Origin of the sequence: Cohnella rhizoplanae, from assembly GCF_948329515.1 — a bacterium.
GTDB lineage: Bacteria > Bacillota > Bacilli > Paenibacillales > Paenibacillaceae > Cohnella > Cohnella rhizoplanae.
Window position 1 is genome coordinate 76,648 of record NZ_CAOJCN010000005.1, and the last position, 19,366, is coordinate 96,013.

Consider the following 19,366-nt stretch of genomic DNA (forward strand, 5'->3'; position numbering starts at 1 on the left):
ACCGGCGCGTCGGCGCCGTCAAGCAGTCAAGCAGTCAAGCAGTCAAGAATGGGCAACCGCTGCGCTGCGGCTGCCCGGTACGGTGCGAGGTCGGGGGGCGGGTAAAGTCGATCCGCCGATTGTTCTCGGGCAAGATCACTTTGAATCACTGGCGAGCGTCCGTCCGCCGTTTGTTCTCAGGCAGGATCACTTCGACCCTCCGTCGCGCGTCCGCCCGCCATTTGTTCTCGGTCAGGATCACTTCGCCCCCCGTCGCGCGTCTGCCCGCCATTTGTTCTCGGTCAGGATCACTTCGACCCTCCGTCGCGCGTCCCGCCCGCCTCTTCCTCGTTTCCCCCGGACTCACCCCTTCACCGCACCGTTCGTCACGCCCGAGAAGATAAAGCGCTGCAGAAACAAGTACAGCACGACGGTGGGGATCATGATGAGCAGGATGATGGCGCAGATGTAGCCCCACTCCGCCTGGTTGTTGCTCGCGAAGCGCATGATCGACGTCGATACGACCGCCAGCTCCGACTTGGGCATATACAGGAACGGGATGTAGAGCTCGTTGTAGATGTTGATCGTCTTGAGGATAACGAGCGTCGCCGTCGCCGGTCCGAGCAGCGGGAAGATGATCGAGCGGTAGATGCGCCACAGGCTCGCGCCGTCCATCATCGCGCTCTCGTCGAGCTCGTACGGAATGTTGCGGATGAACTGCAGGTAGATGTAGATCTGGATGACGTCGGCCCCGATGAACAGGATGACCGGCGCGTACAGCGAGTTGTACAGTCCCATCCACTTGATGACCGAAAAGACGACGACCTGCGTCGTGATCGTCGGTACGATCGTCGCGAACAGGAATGCGCCGAGCACCAGCTTCTTGCCCTTGAACTCGAGTCGTCCGAGGCAGTAGGCCATCATCGTGCCGAGCACGACGTTGCCGACGAGCGACAGCGCGACGATGTAGACGGTGTTGCCGAACGAGTGCCACAGATGCGTGCGCTCGACGACGACATGGAAGTTGTCGAAGTTCAGGAAGCTCCGCGGCAGCGCGAACGGGTCGTTGCCCTCGTCGCCTCGCTTGAAGGCGTTGACGACGACGACATAGGGCGGGAACAGGACGATGAAGGAGGCGAAGAGCAGCACGACGTACTTGAGCCACTGCACCGGATCCCGCCTGACGGACCTGCTCATGCGTCCTTCCCCCCTCTCCCGATGACCAGGTTTTGCAAGCTCAGCACGACGACGACGATCAGCAGCAGTACGACGCTCATCGCGGAGGCAAGGCCGAAGTTGTTGAACTGGAACGCGGTGTTGATCGTTTTGAAAAGGAACGTCTCGCTTGCCCCGGCCGGTCCGCCCTTCGTCAGCACGAACGGCAGGTCGAAGACGGCGAGCGCGCCGCTCAGCGTCAGGAACATGTTGAGCTGGATGATCTTCGTCAGATTCGGCAGCGTCAGCCGCGCCAGCTTCTGCCAACGGCCTGCGCCGTCGATTTCTGCCGCCTCGTACATGTCGGCCGGGATCGACTGGAGCGCTCCCAGGTAGATGACCATGTTGTAGCCGAGGAAGCGCCACATGCTGATCGAAGCGAGCGAGAAGTTGACGAGCGACGTGTTGCCGAGCCAGCTCGTCCGGGCCAGGCCGTCGAGGCCGATCGCGCCGAGGAGGATGTTAAGCGAGCCGTTCGTCGTGTCGAACACATATTGGAACATGAAGGCGACGGCGACGGCATTCATGATGAACGGCAGGAACATCAGAACGCGGAAGCCGTTCCTTCCGCGGAGTTTCGAATTCAGGATGACGGCGAACACGATCGCGATTGCGTTCTGCGCGATGCCGACGACGGCGTAGGGAATCTGGTTCAGGAAGACGCCGAACAGGTCGCGATTCGTGAATACCTCAACGAAGTTGGCGAACCCGATCCACGTCGGATTGGCTTCGAGACCGTCCCAGTCGGTGAAGCTCATCCAGACGAGCTTGACGGCCGGGTAGAAGGTGAACAGCGCGAGCAGGGCCAGCGGCACGGACATGAAGCAGAGCAGTATGATTCTCTTTTGGGTTTGATAGCTAAGTCCGTTCATTTCTCCCACCCCGGATTTGATCTGTGCATCGAACGCGGCTGCGCCGGCCGGCGGAGAGGACTCTCTCTTCGGAAAAGCTTCCCTCGCCGTCGGCGCTGCGCGGTCCGATGCGCGTCCAGCTTACTTCGCCAGCGCCTTTTTGGCTGCCGCCCACTTCTTGTTGTACGCGTCGATGACCTTCTGCGGGTCCTTCGCGAGCACGAATTCCTGCACCATCGCTTCCTTGACGATCTGCGCCTTGTTGACGATTGCGGTCGATTCCTCGGAATCCGCTGCCGCTTCGATCGTCGTCGGGCCATAGCTCTGGAACTCGGTCAGCTGCGCCATGTTGGCCTGCTTATCCTTCAGCACCGGGATGAAGCCCGCGAAGTCGTCGAAGCCCGAATCCTCGAGCATCCACTTGACGAACGCCTTGGCCGTCTCGAGATGCTTGCTGTCCTTGTTGACGCCATAAGCCCAGTCCGGCGCGAGCAGCACGTTCGTCTTGCCCGAGTTGTCGTACGGAAGCGGGAAGAAGCCGACGTTGTCCGAGGTCGTGCCGGACGAGACGACCTGCGGGATGACCCAGTTGCCGAGCATGTACATGCCGAACTTGCCGCTTGCGATATCCTTCTTGGACTGCTCCCAGTTCGTGGAGTTGACGTCCGGCTCCAGATAGCCCTTCTCGTACATCGTGCGGACGATCGTCAGGCCCTGACCGTATGGATTGTCCATCGCGTACGGGGCGTCGGAGTTGATGCGGTCGTTGTTCAGGTTTTTGTCGCCGGAAATGGAGATCGGAACCTCGGATGCCCACGGGTAGAGCGGCCATTGATCCTTGAAGTTGGAGGCCAACGGCACGATGCCTTTCTGTTTGAGCTTCTCGGCGGCCGCGTAGAATTCGTCCAGCGTCTTCGGGATCGACGTGATGCCGGCGTCGGCGAACGCTTTTTTGTTGTAAACGATGCCGGTCGTGGTGGCGCCAGCGGAGATGCCGTACAGTTTCCCGTCAGAGGCCTTGTAGTCGCTGAAGTAGATCTTGTCGTTCAGGCCCAGGTCGTCGAGCGGCGCGAAGTACTTCGGAAGATCCGAATTCGGGATGGTCGGGATCAGCAGGACGTCCGGGTATTCGCCGGAGGACAGACGGACCTTCGTGTTCTTGTCGAGATCCGTGATCGCCTCGAATTCGACCTTGGCGTTCGGATATTTCTCGTTGAACCGCTTGGCGTAGTCCACGTATTCCTTATCCACCATGTCCGTGCGGTTGGTGAGGAAGGTGATCGTGCCGCTAATGTCGGCTGCGGGATCGGCCGAGGGCGAAGCTGCGGCGGAAGCGGTTGCAGATGCGCTCGCCGAAGCGGACGGACTGGCGGCAGCGGACGGCGATGCATGGCCGTTGTTGTTGTCGTTGCCTCCGCACGCGGTGGCGATCATGCTCAGCGTCGCGATCGCGGCAGCCAGCGTAAGACCTTTTTTCATCGATGAATCCCCCTATGGAAAATGGTGATGAGACCGCTTACAGTTCCAGAGTTTAACACACGTATATTTTTTCTTCAACATTTTTATTTAATTTATTTATAACTTATTTACATTTGTATAATTAACAAGTTTAAATACTAATGCTCATGTTTTGTGTTTAATCCATCAAGCCTCTTACGCTGCGCATCCTCCGCGCCGGGTGGACCGTAATTCCGAAAGTCGAGGGGTGGGAAGGTGGCGTTCTAAAGTGGTTGCGAGTCGAGCGTGGCTTCCAGTGGGCTCCAGTATGAACGAGAGGCAAGCGATCGCGCATAACAAAAAACGCCCCTCGCCGAAGCGAAGGACGCATGTTCCTGCACAGGATGGATTACGTGCGAGCCTCTGCCTCCCCGGCGGCAGCGACGCTCCGGACGGAGTCGCGACGGATCAGCGCGGTGGCCAGCAGCACGAGCTCGGGCACGAGCTCGGGATCCTGAATGCGACGCAGGATCAGCTCGGCCGCGCGCGCGCCGATCGCTGCCTTAGGCACGCGCACGGTCGTCAGGTTAGGCCGCATTAGCTTGGTCAGCGTGAGGTCGTCGAAGCCGACGATCGAGAGGTCCTCCGGGCAGCTTAGACCGAGCGTCCCCAGCCGCTTCAAGGTCTCGAACGCGCACAGGTCGTTGGCGCAGAACAGGCCGGTAACAGGCGCCTCGCGCTGCACGGCGTCCTTGATCCGCTCGTCGAGCGCGGGAGCCGTATACATTCCGTTGCCGCTGACGCCGATGCCGCCGATGACGAGCGTCTCGACGGCCTCTCCGCGCGCCGACGCGAAGTCCGCTACGGACTCCCGGAAGCCCCGGTACCGCTCGCGGAAGCTCCACGACGTATCGGCGTCCCCCACGAATCCGAGCCGGCGATGCCCCGCTTCGAGCAGATGCGAGGTGGCTTCATAGGCGCCCAGGTAATTATTGGCCAAGATATGATCGACCTCAGGATCAAGTCGGCTGGCATCCACCATGATGAACGGAAACTGCTTGGCCTTGAGCGCCTCGATATAGCTGTCGGGCAGATGGCCCATGGCGATCGCTCCGCTCACCTGATGGTCGTCGATCGAGGACAGCAGCCCTTCCTTGGGCGGCAGCGAGATATCGATGCTCGAGAGCAGCATGCTGAAGTTGTGGCGCAGCAGCTCCTGCTCGATCCCTTGGATTACGTTGCCCCAGTATTCCATATCGTCCAGATAAGCTCTCGGCATCAGCACCGCCATGATCCCCGGCTGGGCGTCCGGACCGAAGCGCCTGGCGTTGCGGAACCGGTAGCCCATCTCCTCCGCCGTCTTCCAGATCGTCTCCCGCGTCCCCTCGTTGACCGCCGGATCTCCGGCGAGCGCCTTGGACACGAGCGCCTTGGACACGCCGAGCCGATCCGCGATCATCTGGAGCGTTATTTTTTTCATCCTGCGTTCCTCCAACCTTCCACTAACAAACTCTAAATTTAGCATAATCACTTTTTTAACTTTTTTCAACATTTTAGCGCGTAAAAAAGGACGACGAGAGAGGCTGGCCTCCGCTCATCGTCCTTCCCTTTTACATTTTCGGCTCGACCGATCAGGCTTCGCTCGGATACTTAAGTCCCCACGGCTCCCGGATCCGGTCCAGCGTCTCCATGATGCGAACCGTCTCGTCGACGGTCAAGACTTCGCTCTCCTTGCGGCCCGCGCGCAGGCACTCCATCGCCTCGATCGCCTGGTAGAAGTGGCCGGACGGCTCGAGCTCGTGCTTGAAGGCGACCGGCTCCTCCCCGTTCACGTGCAGCGTCGCGGCCTTGGCGAACAGGAATCCCGGCACTTCGATCCGCCCCTTCGTGCCGTAGATGACGGCCTCGTTGGTCATGGACAGGCGCACCGCGCTGTGCAGGGAGGCCGAGCGGCCGCCGCCGTATTCGAACAGCAGCGAGAACTGCTCGTCGACGCCCGTCTCGCCGATGACGACGGAGCTCGCGATCTTGGAGGGTTGCTCCCCGCCGTACACCATCGACGCGAACGACACCGGATAGATGCCGGCGTCGAGCAGCGCGCCGCCGCCTTTCTCCTTGTTCAGCAGCCGGCCCTCGGGATTCCAGCCCGCGTCGAAGCCGAACTCGGCCTTCACGATGCGCACGTCGCCGATCGCGCCGCTGTCCAGCCACTCCCGTACCTTGACGATCGCGGGCAAGTACCGCGTCCACATCGCTTCCATCAGGAACAGGCCCTTCTCGCGGGCCAGCTGGGCGATCTCCCTGGCCTCGGCCGCGTTGATCGTGAACGGCTTCTCGCAGAGCACGGACTTGCCGCCGCGCAAGAGCGTCAGCGCGTTCTCCTTGTGGATCGGATGCAGCGTGCCGATGTATACGATCTCGACGTCCGGGTCGGCCGCGAGCGCCTCGCAGCTGCCGTAAGCGCGCGGGATGCCGAATTTATCGGCGAACGCCTGCGCCTTGTCGAGCGAGCGTCCCGCGACGGCGACGAGCTCCGCGCCCGGCGCGTGCGGCAGCTCCGTAGCGAAGTTGTCCGAGATGCCTCCCGGTCCCATGATGCCCCATTTCACGATGCGTTGTTCCGCCATGATCAAGTCCCCTTTTCCCCTCAGATAACTCTACCTTAACCGATTCGAAGACGATTGCAAAGCGATTCGGCCAAAGTTAAACGCGCGTTCACAAAGGAGCGTAAAAACAACGGGGGATGGCGCCCCCGCTGCTTGATTAAGCCCGTTAAGCATGAATGCCATTGCATATCGATGCCATTAAGCGTCACCGGTCAACGCAGCGATATCGTCCGCTTCTCCTCGTGCGAGCGCACGATCGCCTCCAGCACCCGCTGGTTCTCGTAACCCGCGCCGAAGTCCGGCAGCCCTGGCCCCGGCTCCCCGTTCAGCATCGCGGCGAAGTCTTCCCACTGCGTCAGCCGCTCGCGCTGCGGCGACCGGCGCGTCTCCCGGACGAGCTCGCCCGTCTCCGCGTCCACGCGGATCCATACGACCTCCTCCGGCCGCTCCGTGCTCGCCATCAGCGTCCCCTCGTCGCCGAAGATCGACGCCTCCAGCTGGTTGCCGGAGCCCACCGCGTTGCGCGTCGTCTGGAACAATCCCGCCGCCCCGTTCGCCATGAGCGATTGGAAGCTGGCGAAGTCGTCCACCTCCACGGCCCTCGCCTCGCCCGTCCGCGGATCGATCCGCTCCGGGATGAGCGTCTGCAGCCGCGCGGACAGCTCCTCGAACGACCCGAACAAATAATGCGCCAGGTCGACCATATGCGCGCCCAGATCGCCGAGCGTGCCCGTGCCGGTAACGTTGCGGTCGAAGCGCCAGACGAACGGCGTCTTGTAGACGGCGGCGCCCCAGCCCTGAAGATACTGGATCGAAAAGCTGCGCACCGCGCCGATACGGCCTTCATCCAGCATCCGCTTCGCGAGCCGGAACGCCGGCGTGTAGCGGTAGCTGAAGCCGATCATCGCGGGCACCGGATGCGTCGCGTAGAGCGCGTTCAGTTCCTCGGCTTCTTCATACGTTCGCGTGAACGGCTTTTCGGACAAAAACGGCTTGCCTGCCAGCAGGCACAGCCGCATGACCTCCGCGTGCAGCGCGTTCGGGGTCGCGGAGACGACGGCGTCGACCGCGTCGTCGGCGATCAGCCGGCCGTAGTCCGTGTGCAGATGCTCCGCCGGGATGCCGAACCGCTCCCCGGCCTGGTCCAACGCCGACTGCTGCACGTCGCAGATCGCCGAGATCGAGATGCCCTCCAGCTTGCGAAGCCCTTCGATATGGGCCAGCGCCATGCCGCCCAGTCCCACGACGCCCAGACGACGCGTCTGGCGGGCGCCCGGGGCGGCAAGCGCTTCCACAGACTCGCCCGCAGGCCTGTCGATCGAGAATCCAGCCATCTATCGTTCAGCTCCTTTTGCGTATCTTTACCCCTCCAAGTATAGGCCGTGTTAAGATGAAGGAGAATGTCCGATTAAGACTTAACATGTACGATAGCGACTTTTTAGCGCGGGAGAGGAGGGTTCGTCATGCTGTCCATCCGTGCGGACTTCGTCCCGGGCGTCCGGGTAGCGGGATTCGTCTCTTATCAGTCGCCCTGGCTTCACTTCAAGCGGAACCCGGACGATTATATCCTCTACTTCATCAAGAGCGGTGAGCTCCATATCGCGGAGGACGGCACGGCCTATAGGCTCAAGCGCGGCGATGCGCTGCTGCTGGAGTCCGGTCTCGAGCACGAGGGCATCGAGAAGCGCGCTTGCGATTATTTTTATATTCACTTCAGGCACCCGGATATCCGCAGGCAGGACGATCTCGATCCGATCGCGCTGGCCAGGCGCACGCTGCTGCAGCAGGACGCGGGGCCGGAGCAAGAGCAGGACGGGGAACATGCGCGTTACTACGTCCCCAAGTTCATGTCGCTCTTGGGCAAGCCGTACCTGCACCAGACGCTCCATGCGCTCGGCGAACTGCTGCAATTGAACGGCCGCCGGCAGTACAACCGCCATCTGATCGCGCTCAAGTTCGCCGAGCTGCTCGTCGGACTCGGGCGCCAGCACCTCACCGAGGCGTTCGCGAGCTCGGGCGGTAACGGGGCCAAGGCGCTGGTCAAGGTCAACGGCCTGCTCGAGTATATCCACCAGAACTACGCGCGCCGCATCACCGGGGAGGAGATCGAGCGGGCCTTCGACGGCAACTTCGACTATCTGAATCGCGTCTTCCGCCAGACGACGGGCTTGCCTATCATCCGGTATATCAACCGGGTCCGCATCGGCCATGCCAAGGAACTGATCCAAGCGACGCCCCTCAGCTTTGCCGAGATCGGCTACCTGACCGGACTGAGCGACCCCTATTACTTCAGCAAGGTGTTCCGGAAGCACGCCGGCATGTCGCCCACGGGGTACTATCGGTCGGTGCGCGAGAACCGCACGGACTGAGACGACGCCGCACCGCGCGTCATAGGCTCACTTTTTGAGCTTGCAGTCGCGACCTCGCTTCTCCGCTTACCGCCGCGACGCCCGGCAAAAAGAGCCTGCAGACAAGTCCAAGTCCGCAGGCTCTTTTTCTCAAGCTACGCTACCATCGTCCGTTCGCCGACGCTTACGGCGCTGCCGTCAGACCAGATTCCAGAACAGGGCCGTATTCGCCACCGCGATCATCGTGAACAGGATCGTGTTCAGGAAGGCGCCCAGCCACACGTTGTTCGTCTTCTCGAACAGCTTGCGGGAATACACCGCCGCGACCGCGAGGCACGGCACCAGCGCGAACAGCAGAATCCCGTTGAGTGCCTGCCCGGGGTACATCGCCACGCCCGTCATGAAGTCCTTGCCGTACTGGAAGGCGAGCCACAGCACGAGCCCCCCTACGTTCAGCACGATCGCCCAGAAGTAGCCGCCGCGCTGTCCCCGCGTATTCGCGTTGAGCGCCACGGTGCCGACGAAGTAGTAGATGAGGAAAAACGGCATATATCGCAGCGCCGTAATAAAGTGCTCCATCTCGAACGTGCGGACCGCAAGCACCCAGAGACGGAAGTCGGTGCCGAACGCCGCCTGCACGCCGAACAGGAGCAGGTACCCACCCAGCGCAGCCAGCGCCGCGACGCATAGGCTGGCGACGATCGTCGTCGGATTCAGGCTGATGCCGTAGTGACTGAACTGCGTGCCTGCATCCTTTTTGACGTAATAATGGAACGCGAAGGTGACGAATACCATGATCGCCGCCGACACGAGCGCCCAGAACACGATCTGGTTGGTGGTGGGTTCGTTGAAGAACGAGCCGAGCGGGAAGAGATCCCCCGCATTGTGGAAGACCAGCCACATGACCAGCGCGACGACCGCCAGGATCAGCGAGCCGATCCGCGTTCTGACCAGCCATGCGCCCGTCCTCGACTTGGCACCTGCATAACCGGCGGCGAACGCGACGACGCCGAGACCGGCCAGGACCAGGCTGACGATCTTCAGCGCGCGCAGTCCGTCGGCGCCCTTATCCATGAGCGTCGGGAACAGGATCGCGGGAATCAGCGTACAGAACGCGACGGCCAGCCAATACGCGGTCTTCTGCTTGCCGCCGGCAGGCGCCGACACGGTAGAGATCGAACCCGTCACCGCGCCGCGCAAGAACGGCGCCCGAAGCAGCAGCGTGATCAGCGGGACGAACAGCAGGAAGAATCCGACGAGCGCGACCGCGTTGAAGGCTTCCTTCAGCCACCAGATCTGATGGCCGGACCCCAGATCCGCATGAGTCTGGTTCGGCGAGGTTACGCCCTTAAAGGCATGCTCGTAAAAGGAGATGAGATCCGCGGTCGCCGCAGGCGAAAAGTGATTCCACGGATGCGTCTGATTCGGCGTGAAGATGACGCGCTCTCCGGCTTGCGACGGACGGACGACCTTGTCCTCGAGCTTCAGATCGCCGGATTGCACTTGATAGAACTTGCCCGATTCGCCCGTCGTACCGGATGGAAGGCCGAGGAACGCTTCGCCGGAGGCCGTCGAGGCGAAGTTCTTGCTCGTCACGGTGCCCTTCACCTTTTTCTCCGAAGCGCTCTTCTCCGCATCCGACTTGTTGAAGAAGAATTCGTCGTACTTGCCGGCGACCACTCCGACCGTCCGGCTGCCGAACGCCGCCTGCATCTGATCCTGCGGCGCGACCGCGGCGGCGTACGAGAAGTCCGCGCCAGCGGGAATGCCTGCATAGATCATGCGGTACCCGGCCTGCAGGGCGTTCATCTCGTCCATGTACATCGCGACGAGCGAGGAGAAGCCGCCCATCGAGTGCCCGCTGACCGCGATATAGGCGTTGCCCTTCTCGTCCTTCTTGGTATAAGGCTGCCCGTACACGTACTTCGCGGCGTCGAACTGGGAGTACACCCAGAACGTGCCGAACATATCCTTGGGCTGAATGTCCGCGCTCCACCGCGAGTCGCCGTGGTCGTACATGTCGAGCGCCAGCACGATATAGCCGCGTCTGGACATCTCGATCGCCGGCGCATCCTGCATTTCCTTGGAATTCAGATAGCCGTGCGTCGTCACGATGACCGGACGCGGATCGTTCGCGCCGGCTCCCTTGGGCATGTACAGCAGCGCGTTCAGCGTGCCGTGATCGCCCTTGAAGGAGATCTCCTTGACCTTCACGTTGTAAAACGAAGTGTTGAACATGCCCGCCAAAAAGCTGCCGACAAGGATGAGCGCCAGCGATAGAGCCAGCAAGCCGAACGGTTTTTTCATCAGCGGATTCATCTTGGCCATCGAGATCGAAGTCCCCTTTTTTCATCAAAATGAATTACGTTGCCATTATGGTAGCGCTATCAAAAAGAGCGATCACGCCATTTTGACAGCCACCTCCCCCCAAGCGATCGATGTCCGCGATCTGAGTTGTACTAGAGCTACTTATACCTATCGGGTTGTCTTCGCGATCATGCCAGGAAGACCCCGGGCACGAGAAAAAACACCGCAACTTCCGGCTGCGCGCGAAACGCGGCCGATCGCTGTGGTGTCTCCTTTTCTCCTACCGGACATTAACTTTGCGTTCATCATAGCACAATTTCCGCCGGACGCCATAGTGTTTTTTTCTAAGGCTCGTACCCTGCGAAGCCTGTTACTTCGCGGGCGCTTCCGGGAGCACGGCTTTCGCGACCAGCTTCTCCACGTCCGAGGGCTCGTCCGTATGCCGGCCGACGAGATGCGCGTCGTGCGGGAAGAAAACGACGAAAAAGCCGGGCGTCAACCACAGGGAATTCTTGAACGGACGTACGCAGTCGCCGAAATAGGTGTCCCGTTCCGCGTCATAGCGCGTCGAATCGGTCAGTTCATCCGCTTGCGCCCACTCGACGTACTCCCGCCCCCGCAGTCCGACATGGATATCGACGTGGCGCCTGTGCGCCTCGAAACGCGCCCCGTCGAGCGGGCTCGTCGTGAATCGCACGAGGCTCGACTTCACGCCGTCCGCCTGAACGGGCGTGCCTGCCGGTCCGCAGAGCAGCGCGCGCATCGCGGCCGCCAGCGGCGTATCTCCGTGCGCGTACAGGCCCATGCGGTCGATCCGGTCGTAGATCACTCCGCGTCCCTCCCCGCCGGCTGCCAGACCTGCAACGCGGCGCCGATCATGCCGCTCCAATTGCCCCGGTACGCCGGCTCGATGCGTACCCCCGCCATCAACGCGGGCATCGTCCGCTTCGCGGTCTCCGCCCGGATGCCGGCAAGCAGCGGCTCGCCCGCCTCCGCCAGGCCGCCGCCGATGACGATGAGCTCCGGATTGAATGCGTGGATGAGCGAGGCCGCCGCGCTGCCGAGCGCAGCCGCGGCATCCCCGATGATCGCCGCCGCCGCAGGGTCGCCGCCGCGCCAGCGCTCGAATACCTCCCGCGCGTCCGCGCACCGGCCCGCGCCGCCCGATGCGGCGAGGCGCTCGTTCATCCGGTCGCGAATGCCGGTGCCCGAAGCGAAAAGCTCGAGGCAGCCCCGGCCCCCGCAGACGCAGGGCGCGCCCCGGAAGTCGACGCACAGATGGCCGAGCTCGCCCGCCGCGCCCCAGGCGCCGTGCAGGAGCGCGCCGTCCGCGACGACCGCGCCGCCGACGCCCGTGCCGAGCGCGAGACAGACGAAGCTCCGCACGCCGCGGGCTGCTCCAAGGCGCTGCTCCGTCAGCGCAAGCACGTTGACGTCGTTGTCCACGCGCACCGGCAGACGGTAGCGATCCTGCAGCAGCTCGCGCAGCGGCGTCCCCGCATAGCCGGGGATCAGGTCCGACGCGGAGCGGATGCTTCCGCTCACCCGGTCGACCTGCCCGGCCGTACCGACCCCGATCCCTCTCCACGGCGCGTCAGCGCCGAGCGTCTCCGACATGAGGCGGTCGACGGCCGCGACCACGCGCTCGCCCGTGTCGGCCCTGCCCGCCATCGTATCGAGCGAGATGCGATGCAGCACGTTCCCTTCAGCGTCGACGACTCCCGCGTTGATCTTCGTTCCCCCGACATCGACGCCGACCGCATAGGCGCCGGCGCTTCGCGGCAGCTGGTCGGCACCTCCCGCGGGCTGGGCGCCGCTCCCCGCGCCTTGGCTCTGTTGCAGCATATCGCTCATTCGGCCGGCCGCCTCCCCGGCACGTCCGCCGCGCGCATAGCCTTCACGTACCGTTCGGCGATGAGCTGCGGACGCGTGATCGCGCTGCCGACGACGACATGCGCGGCCCCCGCCTGCAGCGCCCTCGCGGCGTCCTCGGGCGTCCAGATCCGGCCTTCCGCGACGACGGGCGCGCGGACCGCCCGGCTCAGCGCCTCGACGAGCGCCAGATCCGGCGCTTCCTGCTGGCGGCTGTACGGCGTGTAACCGGACAACGTCGTGCCGATATAGTCCGCGCCGAGCGACTCCGCCGCCATGCCCTCCGCCAGCGTAGACACGTCCGCCATGACGGCGACGCCATGCTTCTGCGCATAGGCGATGAGCGGCTTGACCGCCTCCAGGCGGCCTTCGCGGTCGGTCATGTCCATCGCCACGATATCGGCGCCGGCGGCGACGATCGCGGCGACCTCAGTCAAGGTCGGGGTGATAAACACCGCCGAGCCCGGCATATCCCGCTTGATCAGGCCGATGACCGGCACCTGTACGGCCTGCTTGATCGTGAGTATATCGAATACCCCGTTCGTCCGAATGCCGACCGCGCCGGATTGTACGGCCGCGACCGCCATCTTGGCCATCGTATCCCCGCCGTGCAGCGGCTCGTGCGACAGCGCCTGGCAGGAGACGATCAGCCCGCCGGCCGGGAACAGCGACTTAGACGCCGCCATGCGCCGCTGCCTCCTCTGCCTTTGCTTGCGCGACGAAGGCCGCGATCCGCGCGTCCAGCGCCGCGATCCGCGGCAGGTCCGCCTCCTCCACAGGCAGCAGCGGCATCCGCGGGCCGCCGATATCCAGTCCGCGATGGCGGAGCAGCGCCTTGCACGCGCCGTACAGCGAGGGATAGGCGAGCAGCTCCTTGATCAGCTCGTTCACGACGAACTGCCAGCGCTGCGCCTCCTCCATGCGACCCGCCCGGACGCACGACTCGATGCGCAGGAACAGCTCCGGCATGACGCCGTACGTCCCGCCGATGCCGCCGTCCGCGCCGATCGCGCGCCCCGCGACGTACTGCTCGTCCGGGCCGTTCAATACGAGGAAGCCCTCGCCCCCGATCGCCTTGAACTGCTGCAGCTCGTAGGTGCTCTCGGCCGAGATCTTCACGCCGATCACCTTGGGCTGCGCGGCCATCGCCGCGAGCAGCTCCGGCGACAGGTGGAAGCCCGTCGTCTGCGGAATATGATAGATGATAAAGGGCAGCTCGGTGCTGTCTATGATCGCCTGCCAATGCGCCTGCACGCTGCGCGCGGACAGCCGATAGTAGATGGCCGGTACCGCGGAAACCGCGTGTGCGCCGATCCGCTCGGCATGCCGCGCCAGCTCGACGCTCTCGCGCGTCGACGGCGCGCCGACGTGCGCGATGACCGTCAGCTCGCCGCCGACCTCCGCCACGACGGCCTCCAGCGTTCTTTTCCGCTCGTCCGCCGTCTGGAGCATCCCTTCGCCGCTGCTGCCGCCGACGTATAGTCCCTTCACGCCGGCCGTCGCGTAGTAACGCGCCAGCTTGCGGGCGGCTTCCGCGCTCACCTCGCCCTGCTCGTCGTAGCAGGCGTACATCGCTACGATGATGCCCTTGAACCGTTCGATATCGTATGCCATCCTGATCGTCCTCCCCTTGTTTCCTTCAAGTTACTTGACTGCGCCCATCGTGATGCCCTGAGTGAACGCCTTCTGGAACAGCACGAAGATCGCGATCATCGGCAGGGAAGCGATCGCCGCCCCGGCCATCAGCACGCCGTAAGGCGTCGTGTATTCGCCCTGCAGCGTCGCCACGCCGAGCGGCAGCGTCATCATGAGCGTCGAGCGGATCATGATGAGTTGGCTGAAGTAATCGTTCCAGCCGCCGACGAACGTGAAGATCGCGAGCGCGCCGATCGCCGGCTTCAGCATCGGGAGCATGATCGTCCCGAACATCCGCAGCTCCCCGCAGCCATCCATCTTGGCCGCCTCCATGAGCTCGCTCGGGATCGTCTGGGCGAACTGCTTCATGAGGAACACGCCGAACGGCCAGCCGATCGCGGGCAGGATGAGTCCTCTGTACGTGTTGATCCACCCGAAATCCGCGAGCATCGTGAACAGCGGCACGAGGATGACCTGCTTGGGCAGCGCCATCGCGGAGACGAAGAGGATGAAGATCAGGTTGCGGCCGGGGAACGACTTCTTCGCCAGCGCGTAACCGGCCATCGAGGCGACGATGCAGACGCCAAGCATCTCGCCCGCCGCCACCGCGAAGCTGTTGAACGTCCAGCGCGGCACGGGATTTTTGAACAAATCGATGAAGTTCTGTACCGTCGGCGCAAGCGGGAACCACTCGGGCGGGTAGGCCACGGCGACGTTCTGGATCTTGAAGGCCCCCGTGAGGATCCAGTAGAACGGAAAGATGAAGAATAACGCGGCCAGCACCAGCAACGCCGTCAGTAGCGGCCGGGTCAGGGACAGCCTGGATCTCGTTATCGTATGGTCGCTCATGCTGCCCCTCCTAATACTCGACGTCGCTGCCGAAGTACTTGAATTGAATGAATGAAATAATGCCGATAACGATCGCCAGCATGACGCCCATCGCCGAAGCGACGCCGAAGTGGCCCAGCTTGAAGGCTTGCTCGTACACGCCGTACATGACGGTCGAGGTGCTGTACATCGGCCCGCCGCTGGTCAGCAGCTGGATAATCGCGAAGCACTGGAAAGTGTTGATCGTCGTGATGACGATGATATATAGGTTCGTTGGCATCAGCATCGGCCAAATGATTTTCCTGAATATCACCCAGGGCGTCGCCCTGTCGATCTGTGCAGCCTCGATGTAGGAGGCCGGAATGTTGCCGAGGGAAGCCACGTAGAGAATGATCGGCTGTCCGACCGAGGTCGTGACGAGCACGGCAATGATCGAGAGCAGCGCGGTCCGCGTGTCCCCCAGCCAGGCGACGGGCTCGGCGCCGAACAAGCCGGTGACGTAGTTCAGCAGACCGTAGTTGGGATGGTAGATCGATGCCCAGACGACGGTGATGCTGACGACGGACGAGACGGCGGGCAGATAGAACACGGCTCGGAAAAAGGAACGGCCGAACGCTCTCATCTTGTAGATGCTCATCGCGACGAACAGCGAGAACGCGATGACGGCCGGCACGGTCACGAGGACGAGGAGCAGCGTATTGCGCATCGACTTGAAAAAGACGTCGTCCCGCAGCAAGTTGCGATAATTGTCCAAGCCTACATAATCGAAGTCGCTTAGCGAATAGTCAAAAAAGCTGATATATATGCCTTTGCCCATCGGATAAACGACGAACAACAGGAAGAAACCGAGCGCGGGCAGCAAAAACAGATAGCTTGCCAGCCATTCCCGCCAAGGCTTGCGTCTTCTGGGCGCATGGAGAGCCGCGGTTGACATTCTCTTTCACTCCTTCACCCGGTCGCGACAGGGGAGCGGCCCCCTCTCGGCTTGCCGCTCCCCTGCGCTGACGGGATACGTTACTTGCCAGCCTTCGCCTTCGCGTCCGCGATCGCCTTGTTCGCCTTCTCCGCGAAGGCGTCGAGCGCCTCCTTCCCTGTCGAGGCGCCGAGCAGGGCGCGTTGCAATTCAGGGAACCAGAACGTGCGGATGTCCGCGTAGCCGTCCGCTACGGTAGGCGGGTCCGTGATGAACTTGCGGGCGAGCTCGGAATACTTGTACTCGCTGTCGTCGCCGTACAGCCCCGTGACGGAGTTCCGCACCGACAGACCGCCCGTCTGGATAATGTTCTTTTTGCCCCATACCTCGTCGTTCGCGACGAAGTCGACCAGTTTTTTGGCTGCCTCGACCTTCTCCGCGCTGTCGTTGTCGAAGATCGCCATGCCGCCGACATACGGCTCGAGCTTCGGCTCGGAGCCGTCAAGCGTAGGGAACGGCAGCAGCACTTCCTCGAACGGCACCTTTTTGTTCGGGACGTTCTGCGCCTTGAGCACGGCCGAGTAGTTCAGCGTGAAGGCGAGCTTGCCCTGCAGGAACAGGTCGTTGACGTCCGCGGCCGCCAGCGATGCGGCTCCGGATACGACCAGGCCGTCCTTCGAGCCTTTGACGATCCAGTCGAGCGCCTTGGCGGCATTGTCCGTATTGATCGCCACCTTGCCGTTATCCTCGCTCAGGAAGCGGGATACGCCTAGGTTGGCGATGTAAGCCCGAGTCCCTTGGTCGCCTGCCTGGCTCTTCGCGAAGAAGCCCGAAGGGATGACATCCGGCGCTTTTTCCTTGACCGCCTGCAGCGCCTTCTCGTATTCGGCCAGCGTCCAGGTGCGGTCCGGCTTGTCGAGCGGCAGCAGATCCAGCGCGCCGATCTTCTCGAAGACGGTCTTGTTGACGGCCATCAGGAAAGGCGCGGTGTTGATCGGGTACATATAGATCTGGTCGCCGACCGAGGACTGCTTCCAGAAGGCATCGGAGATGTCGCTCTTGACTTCGTCCGTCACCATGTCGTTGAGCGGCGCGAGCAGGCCCTTCTTGCCCCAGTCGACGATCCGCCCCGGGGCGTCGTAGATGACGTCGGGCGCCGAGTTCGTGGCGATGGCGACGTTCAGCTTTTCCGGGCCGCCGTCGAAGGTGATCATCTCGAGATTGACCTTGATGTTCGGATACTTCCCGTTAAAGGCGGCGATGATCTGCTTCTCGTATTTTCCGACCTCGCCGTCGAGTGCCTGATAGTTCGGGAAGTTCCACCATGTGATCTCGACGGGCTTGGCCTCTGCCGATGCCGTGCCCGATGCCCCCGCAGCGCTGCCTGCCGAGCCGGACGGCGTCGCGCCGTTCGAATTGGAGTTGCCGCTGCAGCCTGCCAGCATCGTCAGTACGAGTCCTGCGCCGATGACGGCTCCGAGCTTGTTTCTAATCGCTGCCATACCGTTCCCCCCCGTGCCATGATTGATTTGTCGGAATTTGCGGGCCCCGCTTCCTTAATCAAGCATACGGCTTGCAACCGTTTGCGAAAATACCCCATCCTTTACTTCCGGGGTCCGATTCTGACTATTTGCTCCCCGGCTCGCTTGACGGCCCTAAAACGTCCTTTCTTCAAGTATAATGGGGTTCATAAGCCGTCGCCGGCGAAATTCAGCGGCCATGCAGCCAGAGGTGATCCATACGTACAAGCTGATGATTGTAGAGGACGAGCCGCTCATTCGCGAGGGACTGAAGCTTTACTTCGACTGGCCGGAGCTCGGCGTGACCGAGATCTTCGAGGCTGAAAACGGAACGGAGGGCATAGAGGTCGCCCTGCGCGAGCGGCCCGATCTCGTCCTGACGGACATCCGGATGCCCGAGCTCGGCGGCCTGGAGATGATCGAGCGCCTGCATCCCGCGCTGCCCGATGCCAGGTACGTGATCCTGACAGGATACAACGACTTCGCGTACGCGCAGCAGGCGATCCGGCTCGGCCGCATCTCGGCGTATCTGCTGAAGCCCCTGCAGTACGAGGAGAGCCTGGCCGCCATCCGGGATTGTCTGGAAGCGCTTGCCGCCGAGCGTGCGGCCAGCGCGGCCGGCACGTTGCGTGCGGAGGCGCATGACGCGCTGCAGGGCGGCTTGCTCGTCAAGTCGTTGTTGGACGGCGAGGATGACGGCAGAGCAGAGCGCTGGCTCGCCTCCGCCGGCTTCGACACGCCGCTCGCATACCGCCCGCTCGTGCTCGCCTACATTCCCGAGATCGGAGCGCAGGCGGGACACCAATGGCAGGCGCTCGCCGAAGCGCTGCTCGGATCGGCCGTCTCCGCGCTGTACCCCGATTGCCCCGGCACGCGCACGCTCTGCTATTTTCATCGCCGAACGTTGTACGCGCTCGCGATCGTGCGGTGCGAAGGAGGCGCGGCCGACCTTGCGCCGGACGCAGCTCGAATCGAGCAAGCGATGCGCGAGTCGGCCGGCGGCCTCGCTCCCTGCTTCTACCTGTCGGCCGGCGCGGCGGCGACCGTGCCCGGGGAGGCTGCGGGCGGGTGGAGGCAAGCGGAGCGGCTGCTCATCGGCCGCTTCTTCTACCCGGACCGCCGCTTCTTCGCGCAGCCGAGAGAGGCGCCAGTGGTAACGGGCGGGCGGCCGCCGCATGGGCTGGATCCCAAGGACAAGGCGATGCTCGCGGCCTGCCTGGCGCATGAGCAGAGCGACGCCGAGGAGACCCGCCGATGGCTGCGCGAGCTGGGGCTTCGCTCCGCGCAAGCGGATGCGAAGCAGACGCCCGACCGCTGGCTGGCCTTAATTCAGGAGATCGTAGGCGACTGTCTGCGCTTCGCGTACAAGCACGGCATCGAGGTCGAGGAGATCTATTCGGTCACGCTGCTGGACTTGTCCTTCGTCGCGGACTTCCGGGACGCGGAGCGGCTGTTCGGCTGGCTCGCGGAATGGATCGTCCAGCTTGGCGCCGTCTACCGGGCCGGGAAGAGCCGCCCCGCGCCGCAGGATGCGCTCATTTTCGAACAGATCGAAGCGTTCGTGACGCAGCGCCTGAACGAAGACGTGACGCTGCAGATGGTCGCCGACCGCTTTTATTACAACCCTTCCTATCTGAGCCGGCTCTTCAAGAGCAAGCTGAATATCAATTATCTGGCCTTCGTCACGGAGATCCGCGTCCGCCATGCGAAGCGCTATCTGGAAAATCCGAAGCTGCTCGTAACCGAAGTGTGCGCGATGTGCGGCTACAAGAGCTACAAGCACTTCGTGAAGACGTTCCGCAGCGTCGCCGGGATGTCGCCGACCGAATACCGCAAGCAGATGGGAACGTGACGA

16 protein-coding genes are annotated in these 19,366 nt (G+C 62.8%); 2 read left to right on the top strand and 14 right to left on the bottom strand.

The window, feature by feature from the left end; translation table 11 throughout:
- Positions 1-342 precede the first annotated feature (342 nt).
- The 6 genes from PQG80_RS10465 to PQG80_RS10490 all read right to left on the bottom strand — a co-directional run bounded on the left by PQG80_RS10465 (position 343) and on the right by PQG80_RS10490 (position 7,422).
- Positions 343-1,176, bottom strand: coding sequence for a carbohydrate ABC transporter permease (locus PQG80_RS10465; protein WP_271751255.1), 834 nt, complete (start codon positions 1,174-1,176; stop codon positions 343-345).
- Positions 1,173-2,066 (bottom strand): carbohydrate ABC transporter permease, encoded by an 894-nt coding sequence (locus PQG80_RS10470; protein ID WP_271751256.1) that lies wholly within the window; start codon positions 2,064-2,066, stop codon positions 1,173-1,175. Before PQG80_RS10470 ends, PQG80_RS10465 begins: the two co-directional genes overlap by 4 nt.
- 120 nt (positions 2,067-2,186) lie before the next feature.
- The gene (locus tag PQG80_RS10475; RefSeq protein WP_271751257.1) at positions 2,187-3,524 is read right to left on the bottom strand and encodes an ABC transporter substrate-binding protein; all 1,338 of its coding nucleotides are present in this window, start codon (positions 3,522-3,524) and stop codon (positions 2,187-2,189) included.
- Positions 3,525-3,891: 367 nt separating this feature from the next.
- Complete coding sequence (locus PQG80_RS10480; protein ID WP_271751258.1) at positions 3,892-4,962, bottom strand: LacI family DNA-binding transcriptional regulator; 1,071 nt, start codon at positions 4,960-4,962, stop codon at positions 3,892-3,894.
- Positions 4,963-5,113: 151 nt separating this feature from the next.
- Positions 5,114-6,109: a Gfo/Idh/MocA family protein gene (locus tag PQG80_RS10485; protein WP_271751259.1), complete on the bottom strand. Its 996-nt coding sequence runs from the start codon at positions 6,107-6,109 to the stop codon at positions 5,114-5,116.
- Between the two features lie 191 nt (positions 6,110-6,300).
- Positions 6,301-7,422 (bottom strand): Gfo/Idh/MocA family protein, encoded by a 1,122-nt coding sequence (locus PQG80_RS10490; RefSeq protein ID WP_271751260.1) that lies wholly within the window; start codon positions 7,420-7,422, stop codon positions 6,301-6,303.
- Between the two features lie 129 nt (positions 7,423-7,551).
- On the opposite strand from PQG80_RS10490, the gene PQG80_RS10495 reads away from it, so the two are divergent.
- Positions 7,552-8,457: an AraC family transcriptional regulator gene (locus PQG80_RS10495; RefSeq protein ID WP_271751261.1), complete on the top strand. Its 906-nt coding sequence runs from the start codon at positions 7,552-7,554 to the stop codon at positions 8,455-8,457.
- Positions 8,458-8,634: 177 nt separating this feature from the next.
- On the opposite strand, the gene PQG80_RS10500 is transcribed toward PQG80_RS10495, so the two are convergent.
- The 8 genes from PQG80_RS10500 to PQG80_RS10535 all read right to left on the bottom strand — a co-directional run bounded on the left by PQG80_RS10500 (position 8,635) and on the right by PQG80_RS10535 (position 17,493).
- Complete coding sequence (locus PQG80_RS10500) at positions 8,635-10,764, bottom strand: alpha/beta hydrolase family protein (RefSeq protein WP_271751262.1); 2,130 nt, start codon at positions 10,762-10,764, stop codon at positions 8,635-8,637.
- Positions 10,765-11,113: 349 nt separating this feature from the next.
- Positions 11,114-11,572 carry a NanQ anomerase/TabA/YiaL family protein gene (locus tag PQG80_RS10505; protein ID WP_271751263.1) on the bottom strand — a complete coding sequence of 153 codons (459 nt, stop codon included), beginning with the start codon at positions 11,570-11,572 and terminating at the stop codon, positions 11,114-11,116.
- Complete coding sequence (locus PQG80_RS10510) at positions 11,569-12,597, bottom strand: ROK family protein (RefSeq protein ID WP_271751264.1); 1,029 nt, start codon at positions 12,595-12,597, stop codon at positions 11,569-11,571. The genes PQG80_RS10505 and PQG80_RS10510 overlap by 4 nt, the downstream gene beginning before the upstream one ends.
- Complete coding sequence (locus PQG80_RS10515; protein ID WP_271751265.1) at positions 12,594-13,301, bottom strand: N-acetylmannosamine-6-phosphate 2-epimerase; 708 nt, start codon at positions 13,299-13,301, stop codon at positions 12,594-12,596. The genes PQG80_RS10510 and PQG80_RS10515 overlap by 4 nt, the downstream gene beginning before the upstream one ends.
- On the bottom strand, positions 13,288-14,229 hold the full coding sequence (locus PQG80_RS10520; protein ID WP_271751266.1) for a dihydrodipicolinate synthase family protein: 942 nt from the start codon (positions 14,227-14,229) through the stop codon (positions 13,288-13,290). Before PQG80_RS10520 ends, PQG80_RS10515 begins: the two co-directional genes overlap by 14 nt.
- Positions 14,230-14,259: 30 nt before the next feature.
- Positions 14,260-15,099, bottom strand: a complete 840-nt coding sequence (locus PQG80_RS10525) for a carbohydrate ABC transporter permease (protein WP_271751267.1) — start codon at positions 15,097-15,099, stop codon at positions 14,260-14,262.
- A 10-nt stretch (positions 15,100-15,109) separates the two neighbouring features.
- Positions 15,110-16,012 (bottom strand): carbohydrate ABC transporter permease, encoded by a 903-nt coding sequence (locus tag PQG80_RS10530; protein WP_271751268.1) that lies wholly within the window; start codon positions 16,010-16,012, stop codon positions 15,110-15,112.
- 80 nt (positions 16,013-16,092) lie between these two features.
- Positions 16,093-17,493: an ABC transporter substrate-binding protein gene (locus tag PQG80_RS10535; RefSeq protein ID WP_271751269.1), complete on the bottom strand. Its 1,401-nt coding sequence runs from the start codon at positions 17,491-17,493 to the stop codon at positions 16,093-16,095.
- 217 nt (positions 17,494-17,710) lie between these two features.
- Between PQG80_RS10535 and PQG80_RS10540 the strand changes: the two genes are divergently transcribed.
- Positions 17,711-19,363 carry a helix-turn-helix domain-containing protein gene (locus tag PQG80_RS10540; protein ID WP_271751270.1) on the top strand — a complete coding sequence of 551 codons (1,653 nt, stop codon included), beginning with the start codon at positions 17,711-17,713 and terminating at the stop codon, positions 19,361-19,363.
- Positions 19,364-19,366 lie beyond the last annotated feature (3 nt).